The following is a 17,632-nucleotide window of genomic DNA, read 5'->3' as shown; positions in this document are numbered from 1 at the left end:
AAGCACCGACTGTGTAAGCCGCTTCAATCATTCGCAGTGCCACGAACACTTTGATTCCTGCCCGCTTAACGGCTACAACTGAGGATGTCCGGCGATCTTCTTCCCGGCCGGATCCAACCGGCAGCGGAGGCGCGAATGAGCTATCAACTGATGGGCAGCATCCTCGAAGTGTGTGAATGCAAGGTGCTGTGTCCGTGCTGGATCGGAGAAGATCCCGATAACGGCGTTTGCCGCAGCGCGCTTGCATACCACTACGAGCAAGGCATGATCGACGGCGTCGATGTATCGGGCCTGACGATCGCGTTCGCGGCGTTCATTCCCGGCAACGTGCTCAAAGGCGGCTGGCGCGTCGCGATGTTCGTCGACGAGCGCGCGAGCGACGCGCAATTCGACGCCCTGGTTAGCGTGCACCGTGGCGAGCGCGGTGGCCCCCTCGCGGATCTCGTGCAGTTGATCGGCGAAGTCGTGTCCGTGGAACGCGCGCCGATCGAATACGCGGTCGTCGACGGCAAGGGCAGGATGAAAGTCGGCGAAGCCATCGAGGCCGAGTTGGAGCCCTATCGCGGCCCGACCGGCGAGCCGACCAAACTGGTCGAAAGCATCTTTTCGACGATACCCGGCTCCCCTGCTTTCGTCGGCAAGGCGAACGCATTCCGCCTGCGGCACGAAAAGCTCGATCTCGACCTCGCCTTGACCGGACATAACGCCATTCAGGGATCGTTCAGCTTCGCGTCGTGAAGATGCTCGCACGCTCGCGGCTGTTCGCGCCGCTCTTCGTCGCATTGACGGGCAGCGCGTGGATCGCGTTATGGATATGGGACGCGGGGCCCTATGCGCGTTTTCTGCGTCATGCGAGTTGGGCCGAACTGCCGCTCGTCGGCGCGATATGCCGTGAGGTGCCCGGCGCGAGCCTCACGATTGCGGCATTGCTGCACAGCGTCGCATGGCTGCTGATGATCGCGGCGATGATGCTGCCGACCTCCTTCCCGCTCTTCGACACCTTCCGGCGGATGACCGTCGCGCGCGCAAACCGGCGCACGCTGATGGCGCTTCTGATCGTCGGTTATGCGATGACGTGGGCGCTGTTCGGCGTGCTCGCGCACGGCTTCGACGCGGCGCTCCATCTGGTCGCGGACCAGTCTGCGAGCTTGCTTGCAAACGGCTGGCTGATCGGCGCCGCGATCGTCGCGCTCGCGGGCCTTTATCAGTTCAGCAGCCTCAAGCATCGATGTCTCGACAAATGCCGCTCGCCGCTGATGTTCATCACCGAGCATTGGCGCGGCAGGAGCGCGCGCCGCGAGAGCTTTGCGCTCGGCATCAGTCACGGCGCGTTCTGCATCGGCTGCTGTTGGGCCCTGATGCTGCTGATGTTCGCGGTCGGCACTGGCAGCGTCGGCTGGATGCTGGCGCTGGGCGCGATCATGTCGGCCGAGAAGAATTTCCGCTGGGGCAGCTCCATCGGCAAGCCGCTCGGCATTGCGTTGCTTGTGTGGTCCGCATGGATCGTCCTACAGCACGCCCCCATCGCCTGAGCCATGCGCGGCATCTTGCGCCCCCGTAGCCCCGTTACCCCTCTGCGCTTCCAAAGAACGCAGTGAGTTCGTCGGCGACCGCGCGCGGTTGTTCTTCTGGAATGAAGTGCCCGCAGTGACTGATGGTGCGGCCTTGGACGTCGGTGAAAAAGGCTCTCAGAGGTGTTGCCATATCGGCGATGGAACCTTGATCGGAACCGAGCGTCAGCAGTGGCAGGTCGAGCATGCCTCGTTGCTTCAGTTCTGCATTCTGTTGGGCGGACACATGCGCGGCCCGGTAATACGCAAGGCCCGCGCGTAAACCGCCGTCTTTCTTGAGAATGCGCAGATATTCATCGATATCGGCGTCAGTGAAAGTATCGGGATTGGCCGCCTTTCGCCGCAAAAACCAGTCGAGGTATTCACGTTCCTTGCCGGCGAGCAGCACTTCCGGCAGGTCCGGTAGCCCGTGAAATGCGAAATGCCAGGTGCGCCATGCACGCTCGGGCGCGCTCGGCAACGCATCAGGCAACGTCACGCCGGGGATCCCCGCATCCAGCAACGCGAGTCGCCGGACCTCGTCGCCGAACATCACGGCGTAAGGAAAAGCCACCCACGCTCCAATGTCGTGTGCAGCAAGAAAGTACCGGGTCATCCCCAGTTGCTGGAGCAAACCGTGAACATGGCTCGCAAGGGTTTGTGTGTCGTAGCCGTCCATCGGACGATCCGAATCACCTTGTCCGGGGAGGTCCGGTGCGACGACTCGGTAGGTCTTTGCAAGCAGTCCCATCACTTTGCGCCAGGCGAACCAGCTCTCGGGAAAGCCCGCGAGCAACACGACCACGTCGCCCTGGGGGTTTCCACCGGTGACGTAGTGCAGCCTCAGTCCGTCGACGGTCGCGAACTTGTGCTCGAATCCTGCTAGCCCCGCAACGGGCCTTGCTACTGGCAACGTGCTTACGATTCTGGAACTCCCTGATGGCACCGGCGAGTGATGTGTTTTCACGAACGAAACTCCTCTGGGTTGGGGGATGACACCGTTGAGCGGCTTTTCTCATTGGCGGATGATGTTAGGAAATTGACGTTTCCTAATAGGGTGACCGGCACGCGGAGGTCATACGATGCTATGTCTTGCTGTGCTTAGTCCAGCAGACGCATGGCCTGATCCGCCGCCGCCATCATGTGTGCCCGGGATCGCCCAACTTTGCCGACGATTCTCAAACCTTGCGTCAGACTCAGCAGTGCGCGGCCGGTAGCGTCCGGATCCACGGCGGACGCGATCGAACCGTCTGTCTGGCCCACTCGGATCAAACGACACAACAGACGCTCCGTTCGCTGCAAAGACGCGACCACGTGACTCGCGACCTCATCATCGAAGGCCAGCAGGTCGACTGCACTTCCGACTACGAGACAGCCTCGCTTGCCCTCTTCGCCAATTGCAGACTCAGCATAAAACCGCAGAATGGCCCGTACCTTGTCGCGGCCGGTCTGCTCCGCATCGAGCAGGCTCTGCAACTGGCCATTTCGTAGATGGATGTAGCGCTCGAGCGCGGCAAGGAATACCGCTCGCTTATCGGCGAACGCCTTGTAGATACTGCCGGCCGTGAGCCCCATCGCGGACCCAAGGTCGCCAAGAGACGTCCCTTGATAACCGCGCTCGCGAAAAATCTGGATTGCGCCGTCCAGCGCGACGTCCATGTCGAATTCGCGTGGACGACCTGGAGCACGTGGCTGTCTGGCAGCATGGTTGGGTGTAGTCATACGGCGATTATAGGAAATGATCATTTCCTAATCAAGATGTCTCAACGTGTACAGGCATTCGCGCCAGGCTCGTCCACCGTCTCATCCACTTTTTCCGTGTACGACTTTTATCTGAGGCCACTGGGGACGATCGGCCGTGACGCGCTCCAGCCAATCCGGTGTAGTCTGACAGTCTGGTGCTCATTTCGGAGGCAGCATGGAACGGGAGCTGAAGCTGCGCGTTGCGAACGAAGATCTCGGCAAATTGCGTAACGCGTCGATGCTTGCGCAATCAGAAGCCACAGCGGGAACGCCTCACCTGCTGACGAGCACCTATTTCGACACGCCCGATTTTTCATTTCACTGGTGCGGGGCTTCGCTGCGCGTGCGCACCGTCGGCAACGACAAAATCCAGACGCTGAAGCGCGAAGGATTGGCCAAGGCGGGGTTGTTCGACCGGGACGAGTTCGAGATGCCCGTGAATAGCGACGCGCCCGATCTGACGCTGCTGTACGACCAGATCCCCGACGACAGCGACTGCGGAAAGCTGATTCGCGACGAGACCGTTGCGGCCCAACTGAAGCCGGTGTTCGTCACGCGGATCAACCGGTCAGCGTTTGTGCTGCGCCAGCCGTCCGGAGACGAACTCGAGCTTGCTCTCGACGAAGGAAGCGTCGAGGCGGATTCGGGATCAGTGCAGATCGCCGCGGTGGAACTGGAACTGAAACAGGGCAATCCGGATGTGCTGTATCGCGTCGCGCTGGAAATGCTCGAAACTGTGCCGCTGCGTATCGATCATCGCAGCAAGGCAGATGTCGGGTATGCACTGCTCATTGACGAGCACAGCGAGGCCGTGAAAGCGCAACCAGTGCGACTGAACAAACGCGATTCGGTCGAGGATGCGTTCTGCGTGATTGTGCGCAACTGTCTGGACCAGGTCCACGCGAATGAACGGGGCGTCGTGTCGGGCCACGATCCATCGAGCGTCCATCAGATGCGCGTGGGACTTCGTCGCTTGCGTTCGGCTCTCGACCTGTTTGCGAAGGTCATCCCCGCCTCGTCCGGATTCGACGAGGAGTTGCGCTGGATTGCCTCGGAACTCGGTGGCGCGCGCGACTGGGAAGTGCTTGCGGGATCGACGCTCGACCATGCCGGCGCCGACGGCAATGCGGACGAGATCCGGCCCGTCAGAGAGGCGTGCGAGCAGATTGCCGTCAACAACCGGCAGCGCGCGGCTGCCGCGGTCGAGTCGGTTCGCTACACGCGGCTCGCGCTCCAGTTCGCGCTTTGGGTGAACCGCAAAGGTTGGCGAGATGAGATGTCCGACGAACAGCGCAACGCAATCAACGGCCCGGTGAAGTCATTCGCCGCCGATGTTCTGTGTCGTCGGCACAAGAAACTGATCAAACGTGGCAAGGGTTTGGCCGATCTGGACGATCACCGTCGTCACCGCGCCCGCATCGCGGCGAAAAAAGTTCGATACGCCACCGAGTTCTTTGCGTCGCTATGCCCGAAGCAGGCCGTTCGCCATTATGTCGACGCGCTCACCGCGCTTCAGGATGATCTCGGCTGGCGCAACGATGCCGTCGTCGCCGATCAGCTTCTGAAGTCGTTGTTGAAAACGTCGCCGGAAGCAGCCTCGGGCGCGGCCTTCGCACGCGGCTTCCTCGCGTCACGCGTCGCTGCCGATCGTCAGACATTGAAGAAGCTGTGGAAGCGCTTCAAACTGCTTTCGTCACCGCACTGACGCGAACAATTCACCCCGATGTATCCGGGCACGAACGTGTCACGCGCAACACTGATCGTGAGGTCTCACGATGTTCGAGATCGAAGTCTTATTATCCGAACAAACGCGACCACGCCGCGCGTACGCGGCGCGCGCGGTCCTCGAACAGGTACGACGCAGCGAGCGCGAACAGGCCTGACATGACCCCCGTCGCGACGTGTTCGAGAACATGAAAGCGGTACTGGCTGAAATGAGAGTAGGCATCGCCGATAGCGGTCAGGCAACCGACGAGCAGTGCGTTGCTATAGCGATTCCCGTACCACTTCGCCGCCGGCGTGAAGGTGAGCAGCAGGGCGAGCACACCGGTGAGCAGCCCGGTTTTGAATGCGATCGCCCAGTGCGTGAGGCTCATGATGTTGCCCCAGCTCCCCGGCATACAGGTCATGCACGCGCTGGTTGGCTGCCAGAAACGCTGGATAAACAGTTTGAAGCGGCGTTTCCATGCGCTTCCCATGATGTACTCCACGATATCCAGCGCGAGATTTCACGCAGACATGGTACATCGCGAGCGTGCCGTAGCGTGGCGTGGCGTGGCGTGGCGTGTGATGAGCGTTCCCACTTTGCACGCTCGAGCGGGTCCAGGGCCCCGACCAACACCTGATCGCATTGATTAGCCAAGGGCGCGACGCCGCTTGCCGTTCGGCTGATGGATACGATAAGCAAACGCCAATGGCTATGACGACCGATCGCGATTACGCGCTCGCGTGGCGCCCGTAATCACCTCGATGCGAGCTTGATTGAATTCATGGTCGAGCGCTTCGGCGCGGAGGCGGCATCGCACAACGGCGATTGACCAAAAGCAGACGAGCCTGAACGCTCGGCACCGACTCTCAATGCGAGTCCCGTTGCCGCCTACGCAGGTCGTCCCGCACACGACGAGCGACCTGCACCGTCAGGTAGTCCGTGATTCGTGCACCTTCGCTATATTCAATCCACGTCTGCGCGTACATCTGCGAGACCGTTTCCTCAGGAGTGTCGGTAGCGGCGGCAATCTGCCTGATGACATCCTCGACGTTTCGCGTGACCATGGCTTGCTCCGAGCGTGCGGTGATAAAGGACCGTCACACACACGTTACCCGCCTCTATGCGTCAGTCAATTGACCCGCGTCAATTGACTTCCTCCATGATCGCTTACAAGCTGTTTGAGGCGGGTGGCATCGAGACCTTCACTGAAACACCGGTTTTCCCGACGCGTCCTTGACCTTGGTCCTCCATTGCGCGCGGATTTCCGACACGACCGAATCCGGCAGCGAAATGTAGTCGAGATCGCTGGCAGCCTGCTCGCCGTTCTTGAACGCCCAGTCGAAGAACTTCAGCACTGCCGCGCCTTGCGCCGGCTTGTCCTGCGTCGCATGCAGCAGCACGAAGGTCGCGCCGACGACCGGCCACGCGTCCTTGCCGGGCTCGTTCGTCAGGATCTGGTAGAAGGACGTCTTCCAGTCCGCGCCCGAGGCGGCCGCCTTGAAGGTTTCGGTCTTCGGCGCAACCACGGTACCGGCCGAATTCTTCAGGCTGGTGTAGATCATGTTGTTTTGCTTCGCATATGCCCACTCGACGTAACCGACCGCGCCCGGCAGGCGTTGCACGAACGCGGCAACGCCGTCATTGCCCTTGCCGCCCGTACCGGTCGGCCAGTTCACCGTCGTGCCTTCGCCGATCTTCGACTTCCACTCCGGGTTCACCTTCGACAGAAAGTTCGTCCAGATGAAGCTCGTGCCCGAACCGTCGGCGCGGCGCACCACGGCGATGTCCGTATCTGGCAGCTTCATACCCGGATTCAGCGCGGCGATCGCCGGATCGTTCCATTTCTTGATCTTGTTCAGATAGATGTCGCCAAGCACGGCACCCGACAGAATGAGTTGACCCGGCTTCACGCCGGGCAGGTTCACGACCGGCACGACGCCGCCGACCACGGTCGGGAATTGGAACAGGCCAGTCTTCGCCAGTTCGTCGTCCTTCATCGGCGCATCGGTACCTGCGAAATCAACGGTCTTCGCGATGATCTGCTTGACGCCGCCCGCTGAACCGATGCCTTGGTAGTTGACCTTGCCGCCTCCCGCCTTATGGTACGCGTCAGCCCACTTGTTATAGATCGGGGCCGCAAAAGTGCTGCCCGCCCCGGTGATGTCGACGGTTTGCGCTTGCGCGGCCGCGAGCGGTAGAGCAACGGCAAGAACTGCAATTCCGCGTTTTAACAGCATGGTTTGCCTCCACGAGATTGACTGACCGGTTCAATGGTTGCAGCAAGCTACGCGCCGCGATCCCTCTCTTGCGCACTCCGCAGGCCCGGCGTGCCCATCGCCGCGTCGAGCCTTGCCATCGGCCCGAACGTCTAAACTTAGGCGGTTCGAATGACATTTCGTTGACAACCGCGGCGCGGCGTTCAATGCGGTTGGCTTTGTCGCGTTGAGGGATGGAATCTCACGGACAGGCTTCGGCTTCTGCATAGTACCGGTTCGGCGCGGGAAAAACTCCGGTGATGACTTCAATCAGAAAGGGGCCGTCATATTGACAAGCTTCACTCAATACACCATCAAGCTCGTCGATGCGCTCAACCGCGCGCGCGGCCACACCGATCGATGATGCAAAAGCCGACCAGCTATGACAGGGCAATTTGGTGAACTGCTCTGAAATCGAACCACTCCTGATAGCGTCGATATGGATTGCGCCATGTGCGGCGTTGTTCAGAACCACATAGATCACCTTGACTCGGTATCGAGCCGCGGTCTGAATCTCCATGCCGTGCATCATCATGCACCCATCGCCGGTCACCACGACACACGGGCGTTCCGGGGCTGCAAGCTTGACGCCGATTCCGGCTGCGATGGCCCAGCCCATCGGGGCGAGCGAGCTCGACGAAAAGTAGTTGCCCTTACCTGACGACAGCCAGTAATGGGCCATGAAGATGCGGTGGGCTCCGGAATCCACCACGACGTTGCTGTCCTTCGGCAGCATCCGGCACAAGTGCTTAACTACGTCTCCAGGATATAGCGCTTCGTCACCGCTGGAAACTCGGGCTCCTAACTGCTCAAACCGGTGGTCGTACAGGGGGGTGTCGTTGATCTCGGCAATCCACCCCTTTCTTCTTTGCAGTGCTTGCGGCAGCCCGGGAGGGTTGTCCGCGGCTTTCTAGGCCAGCAACCGGAAGCTCGCGGAAATTCCGGAGAAGATTCCTTGACGCGAAATGTGCCCCATCGCCGGTGAATCGAAGCTGTCATCAAAGATAAATAGCTCCTTCCCCCCTGTCAGCCTCCTGCTCCAGTTCATGCTGTCTCGCTGGTTCAGGTCGCTACCAAACACGACTAGTACATCAAGTTCGTCGGAGTTGATCGCCCGTGCAGCGCGCGAATGACTTGAAAATCCGTACACACCCAGTGCAAGGGCATGTTGCTCGGGAAATGCACCTTTTCCCGATAGTGTCGTTGCGACTGGAATGTGAAAGCCTTCGGCAACCTCGAGAAGAAGCTTTGCAGTTTCCGCATCATTGCCACGACTTCCGACCAGAAACGCGACTCTCTTCGACTGAAACAGATACTGATCGCACAGCGCATCCAGAGCGGCGCCGTTCGCGGGCACTTCGCATGCGTTAAATTCGCGGTGAGCGTAGGGTTGCCGTGCCACGTCCTGACCGGGCAGGACATCCTGCTTTTGAACGTCTACGGGGATACTGATGAATGACTGCGCTCGACGCATCCAGTTCAACCCTTCGATCGCACGACGCATCTCGGCCTGAGTATTTTCCTTGTTCTTTAGCTCGACGATATCCGTCACCAGACTTCTGACCACGCCGCTTTCAAAAATGCCTCCGGGCGTGGCATCCTGGAACGCCCCTTTGCCTTCCGCATGCGACGAGATCCCGCCGGCAATATAGAGCATCGGAATCCGGTCTGCGTGAGCGGCTGCCATGCCGGGAACGAAATTCATCGTGCCTGGGCCGGAAATCCCTGCGCAAACGCCGAATTTCCGGCTGGCGCGGGCATAGCCATCGGCCATGAAAGCACTGCCAGTCTCATGAGCGCCGACGATTCCGCGAGTCAAAGGGGAGTTGTCGATTGCGTCCAGCAGCGGATAGATCAGTTTTCCCGGGACCAGGAACACGTGGTCTATTCCGGCGGACTCCAACGAGTTCACAACCATTGTCGAGACAGCACTTCGGCACGCAGTCGGGCCGAGCCGTCGACAAGCTCGCGGTGGCTCGCTGGCGTACCGGCGTGACCGGCGCGCCGCTGCTGCTCGATGCGCTCGCGCATTTCGACTGCCGGGTGACCGGCGACATCGAGGCGGGAGATCATCGGCTGATAGTTGGGCGCGTCGTCGATGGCGCGCTAGCCGGCGCGGACGGCGACCCGCTGATCTACGCGCAGACTGGCAATCTCGACATGAGCGAGGATCTTTATCCGGAGACGTTTTCGTAGTTGGCTGGCGTGCTGGCTGCTCAATGCCCGTGCCCGCCATGTCCTCCGTGCCAGTGGCCGTAATAGCCGCCATGGCCATAGCCACCGCCCCAGTAGCCTCCGATCACCACTGACGGTCCCCACCATCCGTAGTAGCCCGGCCATGAATAGCCATAGGGATAGCCGTAATAGCCGGGATAACCGTAATACCCGGGATAGCCGTAATAAGCAGGCGCAGGTACCGCGACGTACGTGCAATTCTGTCCCGACAACGGCAAGTCGTTTGGCGCCGCATTCGCGGCCGCCGTACCGCTCGCCGGCACAGGCGCGTTGCCAGACGATGCTTGCGCGGGGCCAGTGGCAGTGGCGCTGGTGCAGGCGTAATAGCCACCGGCTCCCGGATAGTACGAGTAAGGACCGTAATAGACGCAGCCAGACAACACACATACGCCCGCCACGCCAGTGCATAGACCAACGATTCCACAACGCATGATCGCTCCCCCTATCCGGGCGCAGCGCAGCCGTCTCGACACGGCGTGTTTTTATTCTAGTCTTTGAATCCGGTATCAGGTACGCGCCTTGCGGAGGGCAGGTATTCCGTGGAAATCAGGAGTTTCGACATGAACCCGCTCGATCCTCTCGACCCGAACGCCTCCGCGACTCCCGTACAGCCCAGCGCCGGCGCACGTATCGCCGGCAGCGGCGTCGGCGACGGTCCCGGACCCGAGGTCATGGCCGCCGCGACGCTCGACGGCAACAAGGTGATCTCTTCCGATGGCCAGGACCTCGGCAAAATCTCCGACATCATGCTCGACGTGCGCAGCGGCCGCGTCGCGTATGCGGTGCTGACGGAGGGCGCTTTTCTCGGCATCGGCGGGACCTTGCACGCGATCCCGTGGCGTTCGCTGACGCTCGACACGGACCGCAAGTGCTTCCAGCTGGACGCCACGGCCGAGCAGGTGAAAAGCTCGCCGGGCTTCGACAAGGACCATTGGCCAGCGATGGCCGATCGCGCATGGGGGACGTCGGTCCATCAGTTCTATCATCGCGAACCGTACTGGGAAGCGACGCGCAGTGTCGTCGAAAGCGATCCCGCGACACGTGTCGATCCGACGAGCGGAATCTGAAGACACGCATCGCGACGCTCGAGCACCGCTACCTCGCCCGCGTTGCCTGTTGCGGCGAGCACGCGAGGCGCGGTGCGCTGCTGTTACACCCCGATGGTCCGCGTCGTCTTCAGCGCGATCCACGTCATGCCTTCGCGCAAGCCTTCGAGTACCGCTTCTCTTTCCACGGCGAACACCTGCGACTGATGAAAGGTGCGTTCGAAGTCACCCTCAGGCGACACATGTTTGACATGGATCGTCGACTGAAACCCGCCTTCCTGCGCCTCCCGCGTCTCGACGCTCACGGACCAGGTTCCTTCCTGCGCGTTTGCTGATATGGTCATTGGATGCTCCTCGGGGTTGTCGCGAGCGACTGCCATCGTCAGCGTAATGACCCGCAACGCCTCTCTCGTTGATCCACGTCAACCGTCAACACGAACCATGAGTCACGCTCGACGTCGTTCGCTTTCCCCGATACTTTCAGCTCCGTTTCAGACGCACGCCATCGCGTGAAAACCCTGCCGGGAAAACGCGCAATGCCTCTTGCACGCGGCGTGCTTAGCGCGCCGCGCGCACCGATTTCGCGCCCCTCGCCCCGACGTTTCGCGGTAAGCTTTGCGACGGTATCCGCGTCACGAGTTCGTGCCGGTGCGGCAACGCTGCCCTCATGATCGACGAATGTCGGAGTTCATCATGTGGTACGCCTTCATCGATGCACAGCAACGCCTCGCGCGCGCGATGGTCGGGGGAGTTCTATCCGAATCGGAGTCGGGGCAGCGCCCGCAAGCGGGTTGGCTCGGCCCGGAACAGGCGGCCGACGCGCTGAGCAACTGGCTGCTGAGATCCGCCTGCGCTTTCGAACGAACGCCGACATTCGCGATCCACTCCGTTGCCGCCAACGGTAGCCGCGTTACCGTCGACGAAAGCGTCGTCGCCTCCTTGCCGCTCGGCGCGCTACTCAGGTTCAAGCGCAACCCCTCTACACCCCCTACCGACGCAAAACTGCCGGTGCTGTTGTGCGCGCCCCTCGCCGGACATCACTCAGTCATGCTGCGCGAGACCGCCGAAACGCTGCTCGAGGAACGTGACGTGTTCGTGACCGATTGGGCCGACGCGCGCGACGTGCCGCGCGAAGCGGGCCCGCTATCGCTCGACGACTACGTGCAGGCGCTCGAAAGCTTCGTGGGCGCCGCCCGCGCGTTCGGTTCGCCGGTTCATGTGATCGCGATCTGTCAGGCGAGCGTGCCTGCGCTCGGCGCCGCGGCGCTGCTCGCCATGGACGAGGCGGCGCCGATCGCGAGCCTCTCGCTACTCGGCGGCCCGATCGATACCCGTTTGAACCCGACCATCACCGACCGCTTCGCCAGTTCCCATTCGCTCGAGTGGTTTCACGACCATGCGATCGATATCGTTCCACCGCCCTATTGCGGCGCGGGGCGTCTCGTGTATCCGGGCTTCATCCAGCAGACCGCGATTTTTGCCGCGCATCCGGAGCGGCAGTTGCGACTCGAAGCGGATTACTGGTCCCGATGGCTCGCCGGCGACATGCCCGGTGCGCAGCAGGCGCTGCGCTCGGCAAACGAATATGCCGCGGTGCTCGACATGGCGGAGTGCTACTTCCTCGACATGCTTCGGGTGGTGTTTCACGAACATCTGTTGCCGCGCAATCTGTGGTCGGTCGCCGGGCGCCGGGTACGAATCGCCGCGCTGCGCGATACCCCGCTGTGCACGATCGAGGGTGACAGCGACGAGATCACGGGCGCGGGGCAAACGCATTGCGCGCATGCGCTGTGCGATGCATCGCCGATGCGAGCCGCACGGCAGCTCACCATCGAGCAGTGCAATCACTACGACCTCTTCATCGGGCCGCGTTGGCGCGATGCGGTTCATCCGGGGCTCTGCGAATTCTGGCGCGATGTCGAGCACGCCGCGTTGAAGGTTTGCCGGCCGCGCCGCGCGGCCAGGGGTTCGGCAAACCGCAGATCGGCGTGAGGTGGCCGGGGAAAACGTCAGCAGTCCGCAGCTGACGAACGCCGAGCGTCACGTCACGACGCAAGTTCGTCAGTTCCCACGCTCGGTGCCGATCGCTGTTTCGAGGATCATTTCCGCCACATCGAACGCGCGACGGATCGCCGCTTTGGCGTCGTCGTCAGTGCAGTGCGCGACGGGCTTGAGCTCGTGCGCGGGCGTGACCAGATCCAGCCTCACGTCATACAGCGGATGCGCCGATCCCGGACGCAACGCCTCGATGGCGAGATGGCAGTGCGACACGAGCGCGCCAAACCGCGCGAGACGCACCAGTTGCGCACCTGCTTCCGCTTCGAGCGGAGCGGCACCCGCAAAGCCAAGGTAGACGATCTGCATGTCGATGCCCATCTTCGCCTCCCCTTGCGAGTGTCGATCGAACCTGTTGCGCGCAGACTCAGGGTCCAGGCGCCTGCTATGGGGCTTATCCTGTTCTTGCCAGAAAGGCGGTCATTGACGTGGGTCAAGCGCGGTGAAGGCGAGCACCCTCACTGCATATGCATACCCCCGTTAATCGCAATGTCCGCACCGGTGATAAAAGCCGCCTCCTCTGAGCATAGAAACGCGATCAACGCCGCCACCTCGTCCGGACGTCCCAGCCGGCCGAGCGGAATCTGCGGCAGGATCTTCGTGTCGAGGATCTCGCGCGGCACCGCTTCGACCATCGCGGTCGCGAGATAACCGGGCGACACCGTGTTCACCGTGACGCCGTGCTTCGCGGTTTCGAGCGCAAGTGCCTTCGTGAAGCCGTGCACGCCCGCTTTGGCAGCTGAATAATTGGTTTGCCCGTAGGCGCCGCGCGAACCGTTGACCGACCCCACGTTGACGATGCGGCCGTGGCGCCGCTCGAGCATGCCGGGCAACAGCGGCTTGCTCATGTTGAACAGGCCATCGAGATCGGTGCGCAGCACGGCGTCCCAGTGCTCCTTGCTCATCTTCGCGAAGCTCGTGTCGTGCGTGATGCCCGCGTTGTTGATCAGCACGTCGACCGCGCCCAGTTCGGTCAGCACGCGTTGCGCGCAGCGCGCGCATGAATCGAAGTCGGCGATGTCGGCTTCGTACGCGTGAAAGTCGCGCCCCGTGTCGCGCTCGTGCTGCAGCCATGTCGACACGTGATCGTTGTGCGTCGAGTGCGTCACCGCGACCGTCATGCCCGCGTCACGAAGCGCCCGGCTGACCGCCGTGCCCAAACCGCCCATCCCGCCTGTGACCAATGCCACGCGATCCGATCCCATCTGAACTCCTCCTTGCCGTGTCTGCCATTGACGGTGCGAGCGGCGCGACGCCTGGCGCGATCCCGTACACCGTCTGCCACCACGCATACCAGGCGGCGCAAGCGCGGTTGGCCTCGCCGAACCAGTCCGCCTCGCGCTGCGCGACGAAAGCGATCGACTTGCTCCAGTCGGCGAAGCACCGCTCGGCGTACTCGGGTGCCGCGCCATGTGCGGTCTGATACGCCGCCGCGTAGTCGAGCCAGCCTTCGGGCGGTCCGGACGCCGTCGAGGTCCACGGTGAAGCGGGGCGCCCGGGCGGCGCATCGGATTCGGAAACCATGATCGCTGCCCTCCAGAGCACAGCATAGGATTGCCAGGCGCGGTTGCAAACCGTCGAGCGCGCCTGCTACTGTAATTTGAGCGCGCGGCGGCCCCCGCGTGATCTGCATCAACAGCCGCGGCCGCCGGGCCCTTAGACTCCATTTGACGACGGGCTCGAGTCTGCTTGGCTACAAAAGCATTCTCGTTCACCTCGATACGAGCGTTCGTGCACATCCGCGCCTCGAAATCGCATTGCAGCTCGCACACCGCTTTCATGCGACGCTGACCGGCCTGTTTTCGACGTACGTGCCACCGCGGCACGCGTTCTTCGTGATGGCCGGCACCGCCGACTACTACGCGGAGCACGAGCGCCTGCGGCACGAGCGTGCCAGCGCGCTCGAGCGGCTGTTTCGTGCGGAACTCGCGCGCGCGAACGTCGACGGTCATTGGATCGCCGCGAACGGCTACGCGAACGACGTCGTGCCGCCCTATGCGCGTCTCGCGGATCTGATCGTGCTCGGGCAGACCGCTCCGACCGATCCCGAGGCGTTCGTCGCCGAACAGTTCGTCGAGCACGTCGTGCTGTCGGCCGGGCGGCCGGTGCTGCTGGTGCCGTCGGGCGGCACCTTCGCGGCGCCCGGCCGCCACGTGCTGATCGCGTGGGACGGCAGCCGCGAAGCCACCCGCGCGATCCACGACGCGCTGCCGTTCCTCGCGCACGCGTCCAAAGTGACGCTGCTGACGGTTCATTCGTCGGGCGATCGTCCGCCGCGCGACACGGTGCCGGGCGACGACATCGCACTCACCGTCGCGCGTCACGGCGTCAAGATTGACGTGCGCGAACTAAGCGTCGCGGACGACACGCCGGTCGGCGACGCGCTGCTGTCGCAGGCGGCCGACCTCGGCTGCGACATGATCGTGATGGGCGCCTACGCGCATTCGCGTCTGCACGAAGTCGTACTGGGCGGCGCGACGCGCACGATGCTCGAGTCGATGACCGTGCCGGTGCTGTTGTCGCACTGAAGTGCGCGCTTAAGGAGTCCGCCATGTTTCACCGCCTACTCGTCGCGCTCGACGGCAGCGACACTGCCTCCCGTGCGTTCGACGCCGCGCTGACCCTTGCCGCCGAATCGGGCGCCGAGCCGCAGCCGCTGTGCGTGATCGACGTGTCCGTCATCGCCTACGACGCGCCCGGCTTCGACCCTTGCGTGATCCAGGACGCCTTCATCGAGGAAGGCAAGCGGATCGCGGCCGATGCCCAGAGCCGGATGACCGCGCGCGGGATCAAGGGCACGGCCCGCACCGTCGAAGCCGCGATCACTGGCGAAGACGTCGCGCATCGCATCGTCGAGGCGGCGCTCGAATGGCACGCCGACGCGATCGTGATGGGCACGCACGGCCGCCGTGGTGTTCAACGACTGATGCTCGGCAGCGTCGCCGAGCGCGTGCTGCGCAGCGCCAGCTGCCCGGTGCTGATGGTTCCCGCGCACGCGAACGGCGCGACGCGCGATCAGTCAGTCCCGGCCTGCGCCGAAAACGAACTCACCTGAGCCGCGAAGACCAGGCTGCTGCGCGGCCGCTCCCACGCGATCGCGCCACGGCTCCGCGACGCGGCGCTTCAGGGCCGCGCGTCCCCGTGTTCGTCATGCCGCACGATCAGCACCGGCTTGTCGGTCGCACGCACGAGCGACTCCGCGACGCTGCCGAGCAGAAAGCGCTGGACGCCGCGGCGGCCGTGTGTGCCCATCACGATCAGATCGGCTTCGATTTCGTCGGCGACGCGCGCGAGCACCGCGGACACGCTTTCGGCGTACGCGTCGATCACCCGCACGCCGCCGGGCACCTGCGCCTCGCGCATCAACTCGCGCGGCGCATCGAGCGCGCGGCTGGCGAATTCTTGCGCCGCGGTCGCCGGTTCCGGCTCGAAAGCCACATCGGCATTGTCCGACCACTTGCCGTGCCCTACCACGCAGCAGGCTTCGAGTGTGGCGCCCGTCAGCTTCGCGAGCTTCAGCGCCTCGGCAAAGGCGCGCTGCGCGCTGGGACTGTCGTCGAGCGCAACCAGAATTCGTGCATACATGTTGGACTCCCTGTGAAAGCGCTGGCATGAACCGAAGCGGTGTCGTCGCGTGTCCGCGCCGACAGTGTGAAGCGCGCGCCGCCGCGCGGCTTGACGCAGGTCAATGGCTCGCCGCTCGAGGTCGCCGCTTGCGAGCGGCCCGCAACAACGCCGCCATTCGGCCCGACACAGCGGAGGAATGCCATGCGGTCGCTGGCGCGGATAGCGGACGCTGGCCGCGCACCTGCCCCAGCGGGCGCCAACTCACCCGATCCAGTCTATAGCTAAACGTTGTCGTAGATTCCGGGAAAAGGCGCAATCATCGCCTCTCGCACGTCGCGACGTTTCTGCTGAATCTGTCGAAGCGCTTCAAGGCGCGCGGCTTTTCCGCTGCGGAGTTTCATTTGCGCATGACCCGCGAGGAAATCGGCTGCTTTCTGGGCATGAAGCTCGAAACGGTGAGCCGGATGTTCTCGAAGTTCCAGCGCGAGCGCCTCGTCAAGGCGAACGGCAAAACGATCCGCATCGAAGACGCGGAAGGACCGGCTCGGGTTTGAACGCCGACGCGACGCTCGCCTCACGTTCGTTCGCGGGACATGCCGGGTGGAACAAGCGCTCCCGAACTGATATAACTCGGTGCGTTACGGTGCGCGACCTTGCGTGACCGCCCGGAGGAGCGATGGGTCTGTCAAGCGGCACGCCAAGGCCAGCCGCGTACGCATCGACATGACCTGCGCGGGCCCCATCGTATCGCTCGATATCGAGGATGACGGCGTGGGTGTCGCGCTGGATCGGTCGCAGGGAACAGATTCATTCGGTTTGCTCGGCATTCGCGAACGCGTGCGGCAGTTGCGCGGCAACGTGTCGTTCACCAGCTCGCCGGGCCATGGCTTCAGGATCTCGATCCAGACACCGGCCGACGCACTCGCGTAATGTTCACGCGCTGCCGCGCCCCGCTGTCGCGGGTTACTCTGCAGGCTCATCCTCGGTGCTTTGCTCGCGCATGAGCAGTACCGGACAGGTCGAGAAACGCAGCACCCGCTCCGCCACGCTGCCGATCACGAGGCGCCGCACGCCGCGTCGCCCATGCGTGCCCAGCACAAGCAGATCGGCGTGGATCTGCTCGCCGTGGCGCAGCACGATCGCGGCGACGTCGTCGGACAGGCTCTCCGACTCGATCATTTCAGGGCGGCAAGGCACATCGGCGGCGGCGCAGGCCTGTTCGGCCTCCTCCAGCACCGATTGGCCGTCCTGGCGCAAGGCTTCGACGAGCGTGAGCGGGTCGTAATAGCTGGCATAGGAAAAGAGCGGCGTCTTGTCGACCACATAAACCGGATGCACGACGCCCTTCGTCAACGCGGCGAGATTCACCGCTTCTTTCAGTGCGCGTTTCGAGAAAGTACTGCCGTCTAGCGCGACGAGGATATGTTGGTACATGCCGATTCTCCACTGAGGTTGGATTTGTCAACGCGCGTG

General features: G+C 62.9%; 23 protein-coding genes and 1 pseudogene. 10 read left to right on the top strand and 14 right to left on the bottom strand.

What is annotated here, in order from left to right; genetic code table 11:
• Positions 1–135: 135 nt before the first annotated feature.
• Positions 136–738, top strand: coding sequence for a DUF1326 domain-containing protein (locus OKW29_RS05300; RefSeq protein WP_184069575.1), 603 nt, complete (start codon positions 136–138; stop codon positions 736–738).
• A gap of 2 nt (positions 739–740) precedes the next feature.
• Positions 741–1,532, top strand: a complete 792-nt coding sequence (locus OKW29_RS05295) for a DUF2182 domain-containing protein (RefSeq protein ID WP_429290737.1) — start codon at positions 741–743, stop codon at positions 1,530–1,532.
• A gap of 34 nt (positions 1,533–1,566) precedes the next feature.
• Here OKW29_RS05295 and OKW29_RS05290 read toward each other — a convergent pair whose 3' ends face one another.
• Complete coding sequence (locus OKW29_RS05290) at positions 1,567–2,517, bottom strand: alpha/beta fold hydrolase (RefSeq protein ID WP_429290244.1); 951 nt, start codon at positions 2,515–2,517, stop codon at positions 1,567–1,569.
• Positions 2,518–2,651: 134 nt separating this feature from the next.
• Positions 2,652–3,209, bottom strand: a complete 558-nt coding sequence (locus tag OKW29_RS05285) for a TetR/AcrR family transcriptional regulator (RefSeq protein WP_429290243.1) — start codon at positions 3,207–3,209, stop codon at positions 2,652–2,654.
• Between the two features lie 259 nt (positions 3,210–3,468).
• On the opposite strand from OKW29_RS05285, the gene OKW29_RS05280 reads away from it, so the two are divergent.
• Complete coding sequence (locus OKW29_RS05280; RefSeq protein WP_429290242.1) at positions 3,469–4,998, top strand: CHAD domain-containing protein; 1,530 nt, start codon at positions 3,469–3,471, stop codon at positions 4,996–4,998.
• A 91-nt stretch (positions 4,999–5,089) separates the two neighbouring features.
• On the opposite strand, the gene OKW29_RS05275 is transcribed toward OKW29_RS05280, so the two are convergent.
• The 5 genes from OKW29_RS05275 to OKW29_RS05255 form a co-directional block, all read right to left on the bottom strand.
• Positions 5,090–5,491, bottom strand: a complete 402-nt coding sequence (locus tag OKW29_RS05275; RefSeq protein ID WP_187626960.1) for a hypothetical protein — start codon at positions 5,489–5,491, stop codon at positions 5,090–5,092.
• Positions 5,492–5,867: 376 nt separating this feature from the next.
• Positions 5,868–6,065, bottom strand: a complete 198-nt coding sequence (locus tag OKW29_RS05270; protein ID WP_429290241.1) for a DUF3562 domain-containing protein — start codon at positions 6,063–6,065, stop codon at positions 5,868–5,870.
• A 138-nt stretch (positions 6,066–6,203) separates the two neighbouring features.
• Entirely contained in the window at positions 6,204–7,238 is a 1,035-nt protein-coding gene (gene pstS, locus OKW29_RS05265) for a phosphate ABC transporter substrate-binding protein PstS (protein ID WP_429290240.1), read from the bottom strand.
• Between the two features lie 220 nt (positions 7,239–7,458).
• Positions 7,459–7,992: a thiamine pyrophosphate-dependent enzyme gene (locus OKW29_RS05260; protein WP_260336512.1), complete on the bottom strand. Its 534-nt coding sequence runs from the start codon at positions 7,990–7,992 to the stop codon at positions 7,459–7,461.
• A gap of 174 nt (positions 7,993–8,166) precedes the next feature.
• Positions 8,167–9,135 (bottom strand): thiamine pyrophosphate-binding protein, encoded by a 969-nt coding sequence (locus tag OKW29_RS05255; protein ID WP_429290239.1) that lies wholly within the window; start codon positions 9,133–9,135, stop codon positions 8,167–8,169.
• A 38-nt stretch (positions 9,136–9,173) separates the two neighbouring features.
• Between OKW29_RS05255 and OKW29_RS05250 the strand changes: the two genes are divergently transcribed.
• Positions 9,174–9,452, top strand: a complete 279-nt coding sequence (locus tag OKW29_RS05250; RefSeq protein ID WP_429290238.1) for a flavin reductase family protein — start codon at positions 9,174–9,176, stop codon at positions 9,450–9,452.
• Positions 9,453–9,472: 20 nt separating this feature from the next.
• Here OKW29_RS05250 and OKW29_RS05245 read toward each other — a convergent pair whose 3' ends face one another.
• A complete protein-coding gene (locus tag OKW29_RS05245) occupies positions 9,473–9,922 on the bottom strand; it encodes a hypothetical protein (protein ID WP_429290237.1) in 450 nt (149 codons plus the stop codon).
• A gap of 129 nt (positions 9,923–10,051) precedes the next feature.
• Here OKW29_RS05245 and OKW29_RS05240 point away from each other — a divergent pair, with 129 nt between their 5' ends.
• On the top strand, positions 10,052–10,558 hold the full coding sequence (locus OKW29_RS05240; RefSeq protein ID WP_429290236.1) for a PRC-barrel domain-containing protein: 507 nt from the start codon (positions 10,052–10,054) through the stop codon (positions 10,556–10,558).
• 83 nt (positions 10,559–10,641) lie between these two features.
• Here OKW29_RS05240 and OKW29_RS05235 read toward each other — a convergent pair whose 3' ends face one another.
• Positions 10,642–10,881: a hypothetical protein gene (locus tag OKW29_RS05235; protein WP_429290235.1), complete on the bottom strand. Its 240-nt coding sequence runs from the start codon at positions 10,879–10,881 to the stop codon at positions 10,642–10,644.
• A 349-nt stretch (positions 10,882–11,230) separates the two neighbouring features.
• On the opposite strand from OKW29_RS05235, the gene phaZ reads away from it, so the two are divergent.
• Positions 11,231–12,529 (top strand): polyhydroxyalkanoate depolymerase, encoded by a 1,299-nt coding sequence (gene phaZ, locus OKW29_RS05230; RefSeq protein WP_429290234.1) that lies wholly within the window; start codon positions 11,231–11,233, stop codon positions 12,527–12,529.
• A 69-nt stretch (positions 12,530–12,598) separates the two neighbouring features.
• Here the strand turns inward: phaZ and OKW29_RS05225 are convergent, their stop codons facing one another.
• The 3 genes from OKW29_RS05225 to OKW29_RS05215 all read right to left on the bottom strand — a co-directional run bounded on the left by OKW29_RS05225 (position 12,599) and on the right by OKW29_RS05215 (position 14,116).
• Positions 12,599–12,913: a hypothetical protein gene (locus tag OKW29_RS05225; protein WP_429290233.1), complete on the bottom strand. Its 315-nt coding sequence runs from the start codon at positions 12,911–12,913 to the stop codon at positions 12,599–12,601.
• Positions 12,914–13,050: 137 nt separating this feature from the next.
• The gene (gene phbB, locus OKW29_RS05220; protein WP_429290232.1) at positions 13,051–13,797 is read right to left on the bottom strand and encodes an acetoacetyl-CoA reductase; all 747 of its coding nucleotides are present in this window, start codon (positions 13,795–13,797) and stop codon (positions 13,051–13,053) included.
• Positions 13,721–14,116: a polyketide synthase gene (locus tag OKW29_RS05215; RefSeq protein WP_429290231.1), complete on the bottom strand. Its 396-nt coding sequence runs from the start codon at positions 14,114–14,116 to the stop codon at positions 13,721–13,723. Before OKW29_RS05215 ends, phbB begins: the two co-directional genes overlap by 77 nt.
• 161 nt (positions 14,117–14,277) lie before the next feature.
• Here OKW29_RS05215 and OKW29_RS05210 point away from each other — a divergent pair, with 161 nt between their 5' ends.
• Together OKW29_RS05210 and OKW29_RS05205 are read left to right on the top strand one after the other, a co-directional pair.
• The gene (locus OKW29_RS05210) at positions 14,278–15,120 is read left to right on the top strand and encodes a universal stress protein (RefSeq protein ID WP_429290736.1); all 843 of its coding nucleotides are present in this window, start codon (positions 14,278–14,280) and stop codon (positions 15,118–15,120) included.
• A 23-nt stretch (positions 15,121–15,143) separates the two neighbouring features.
• A complete protein-coding gene (locus OKW29_RS05205) occupies positions 15,144–15,647 on the top strand; it encodes a universal stress protein (protein ID WP_429290230.1) in 504 nt (167 codons plus the stop codon).
• Positions 15,648–15,715: 68 nt separating this feature from the next.
• Here OKW29_RS05205 and OKW29_RS05200 read toward each other — a convergent pair whose 3' ends face one another.
• A complete protein-coding gene (locus OKW29_RS05200; protein WP_429290229.1) occupies positions 15,716–16,177 on the bottom strand; it encodes a universal stress protein in 462 nt (153 codons plus the stop codon).
• Positions 16,178–16,491: 314 nt separating this feature from the next.
• Between OKW29_RS05200 and OKW29_RS05195 the strand changes: the two are divergent.
• Both OKW29_RS05195 and OKW29_RS05190 read left to right on the top strand, forming a co-directional pair.
• Positions 16,492–16,713, top strand: a pseudogene (locus OKW29_RS05195) (helix-turn-helix domain-containing protein); the annotation flags it as partial.
• A 79-nt stretch (positions 16,714–16,792) separates the two neighbouring features.
• On the top strand, positions 16,793–17,089 hold the full coding sequence (locus OKW29_RS05190; protein WP_429290228.1) for an ATP-binding protein: 297 nt from the start codon (positions 16,793–16,795) through the stop codon (positions 17,087–17,089).
• Between the two features lie 33 nt (positions 17,090–17,122).
• On the opposite strand, the gene OKW29_RS05185 is transcribed toward OKW29_RS05190, so the two are convergent.
• Positions 17,123–17,593 carry a universal stress protein gene (locus OKW29_RS05185; RefSeq protein ID WP_429290227.1) on the bottom strand — a complete coding sequence of 157 codons (471 nt, stop codon included), beginning with the start codon at positions 17,591–17,593 and terminating at the stop codon, positions 17,123–17,125.
• Between the last annotated feature and the right edge of the window lie 39 nt (positions 17,594–17,632).

The sequence above is a fragment of the Paraburkholderia sp. CI3 genome (assembly GCF_050436505.1).
Taxonomy (GTDB): Bacteria; Pseudomonadota; Gammaproteobacteria; order Burkholderiales; family Burkholderiaceae; genus Paraburkholderia; species Paraburkholderia tuberum.
The sequence above is the reverse complement of the archived record's forward strand: the minus strand, read 5'-3'. Positions and strand labels throughout refer to the sequence as shown.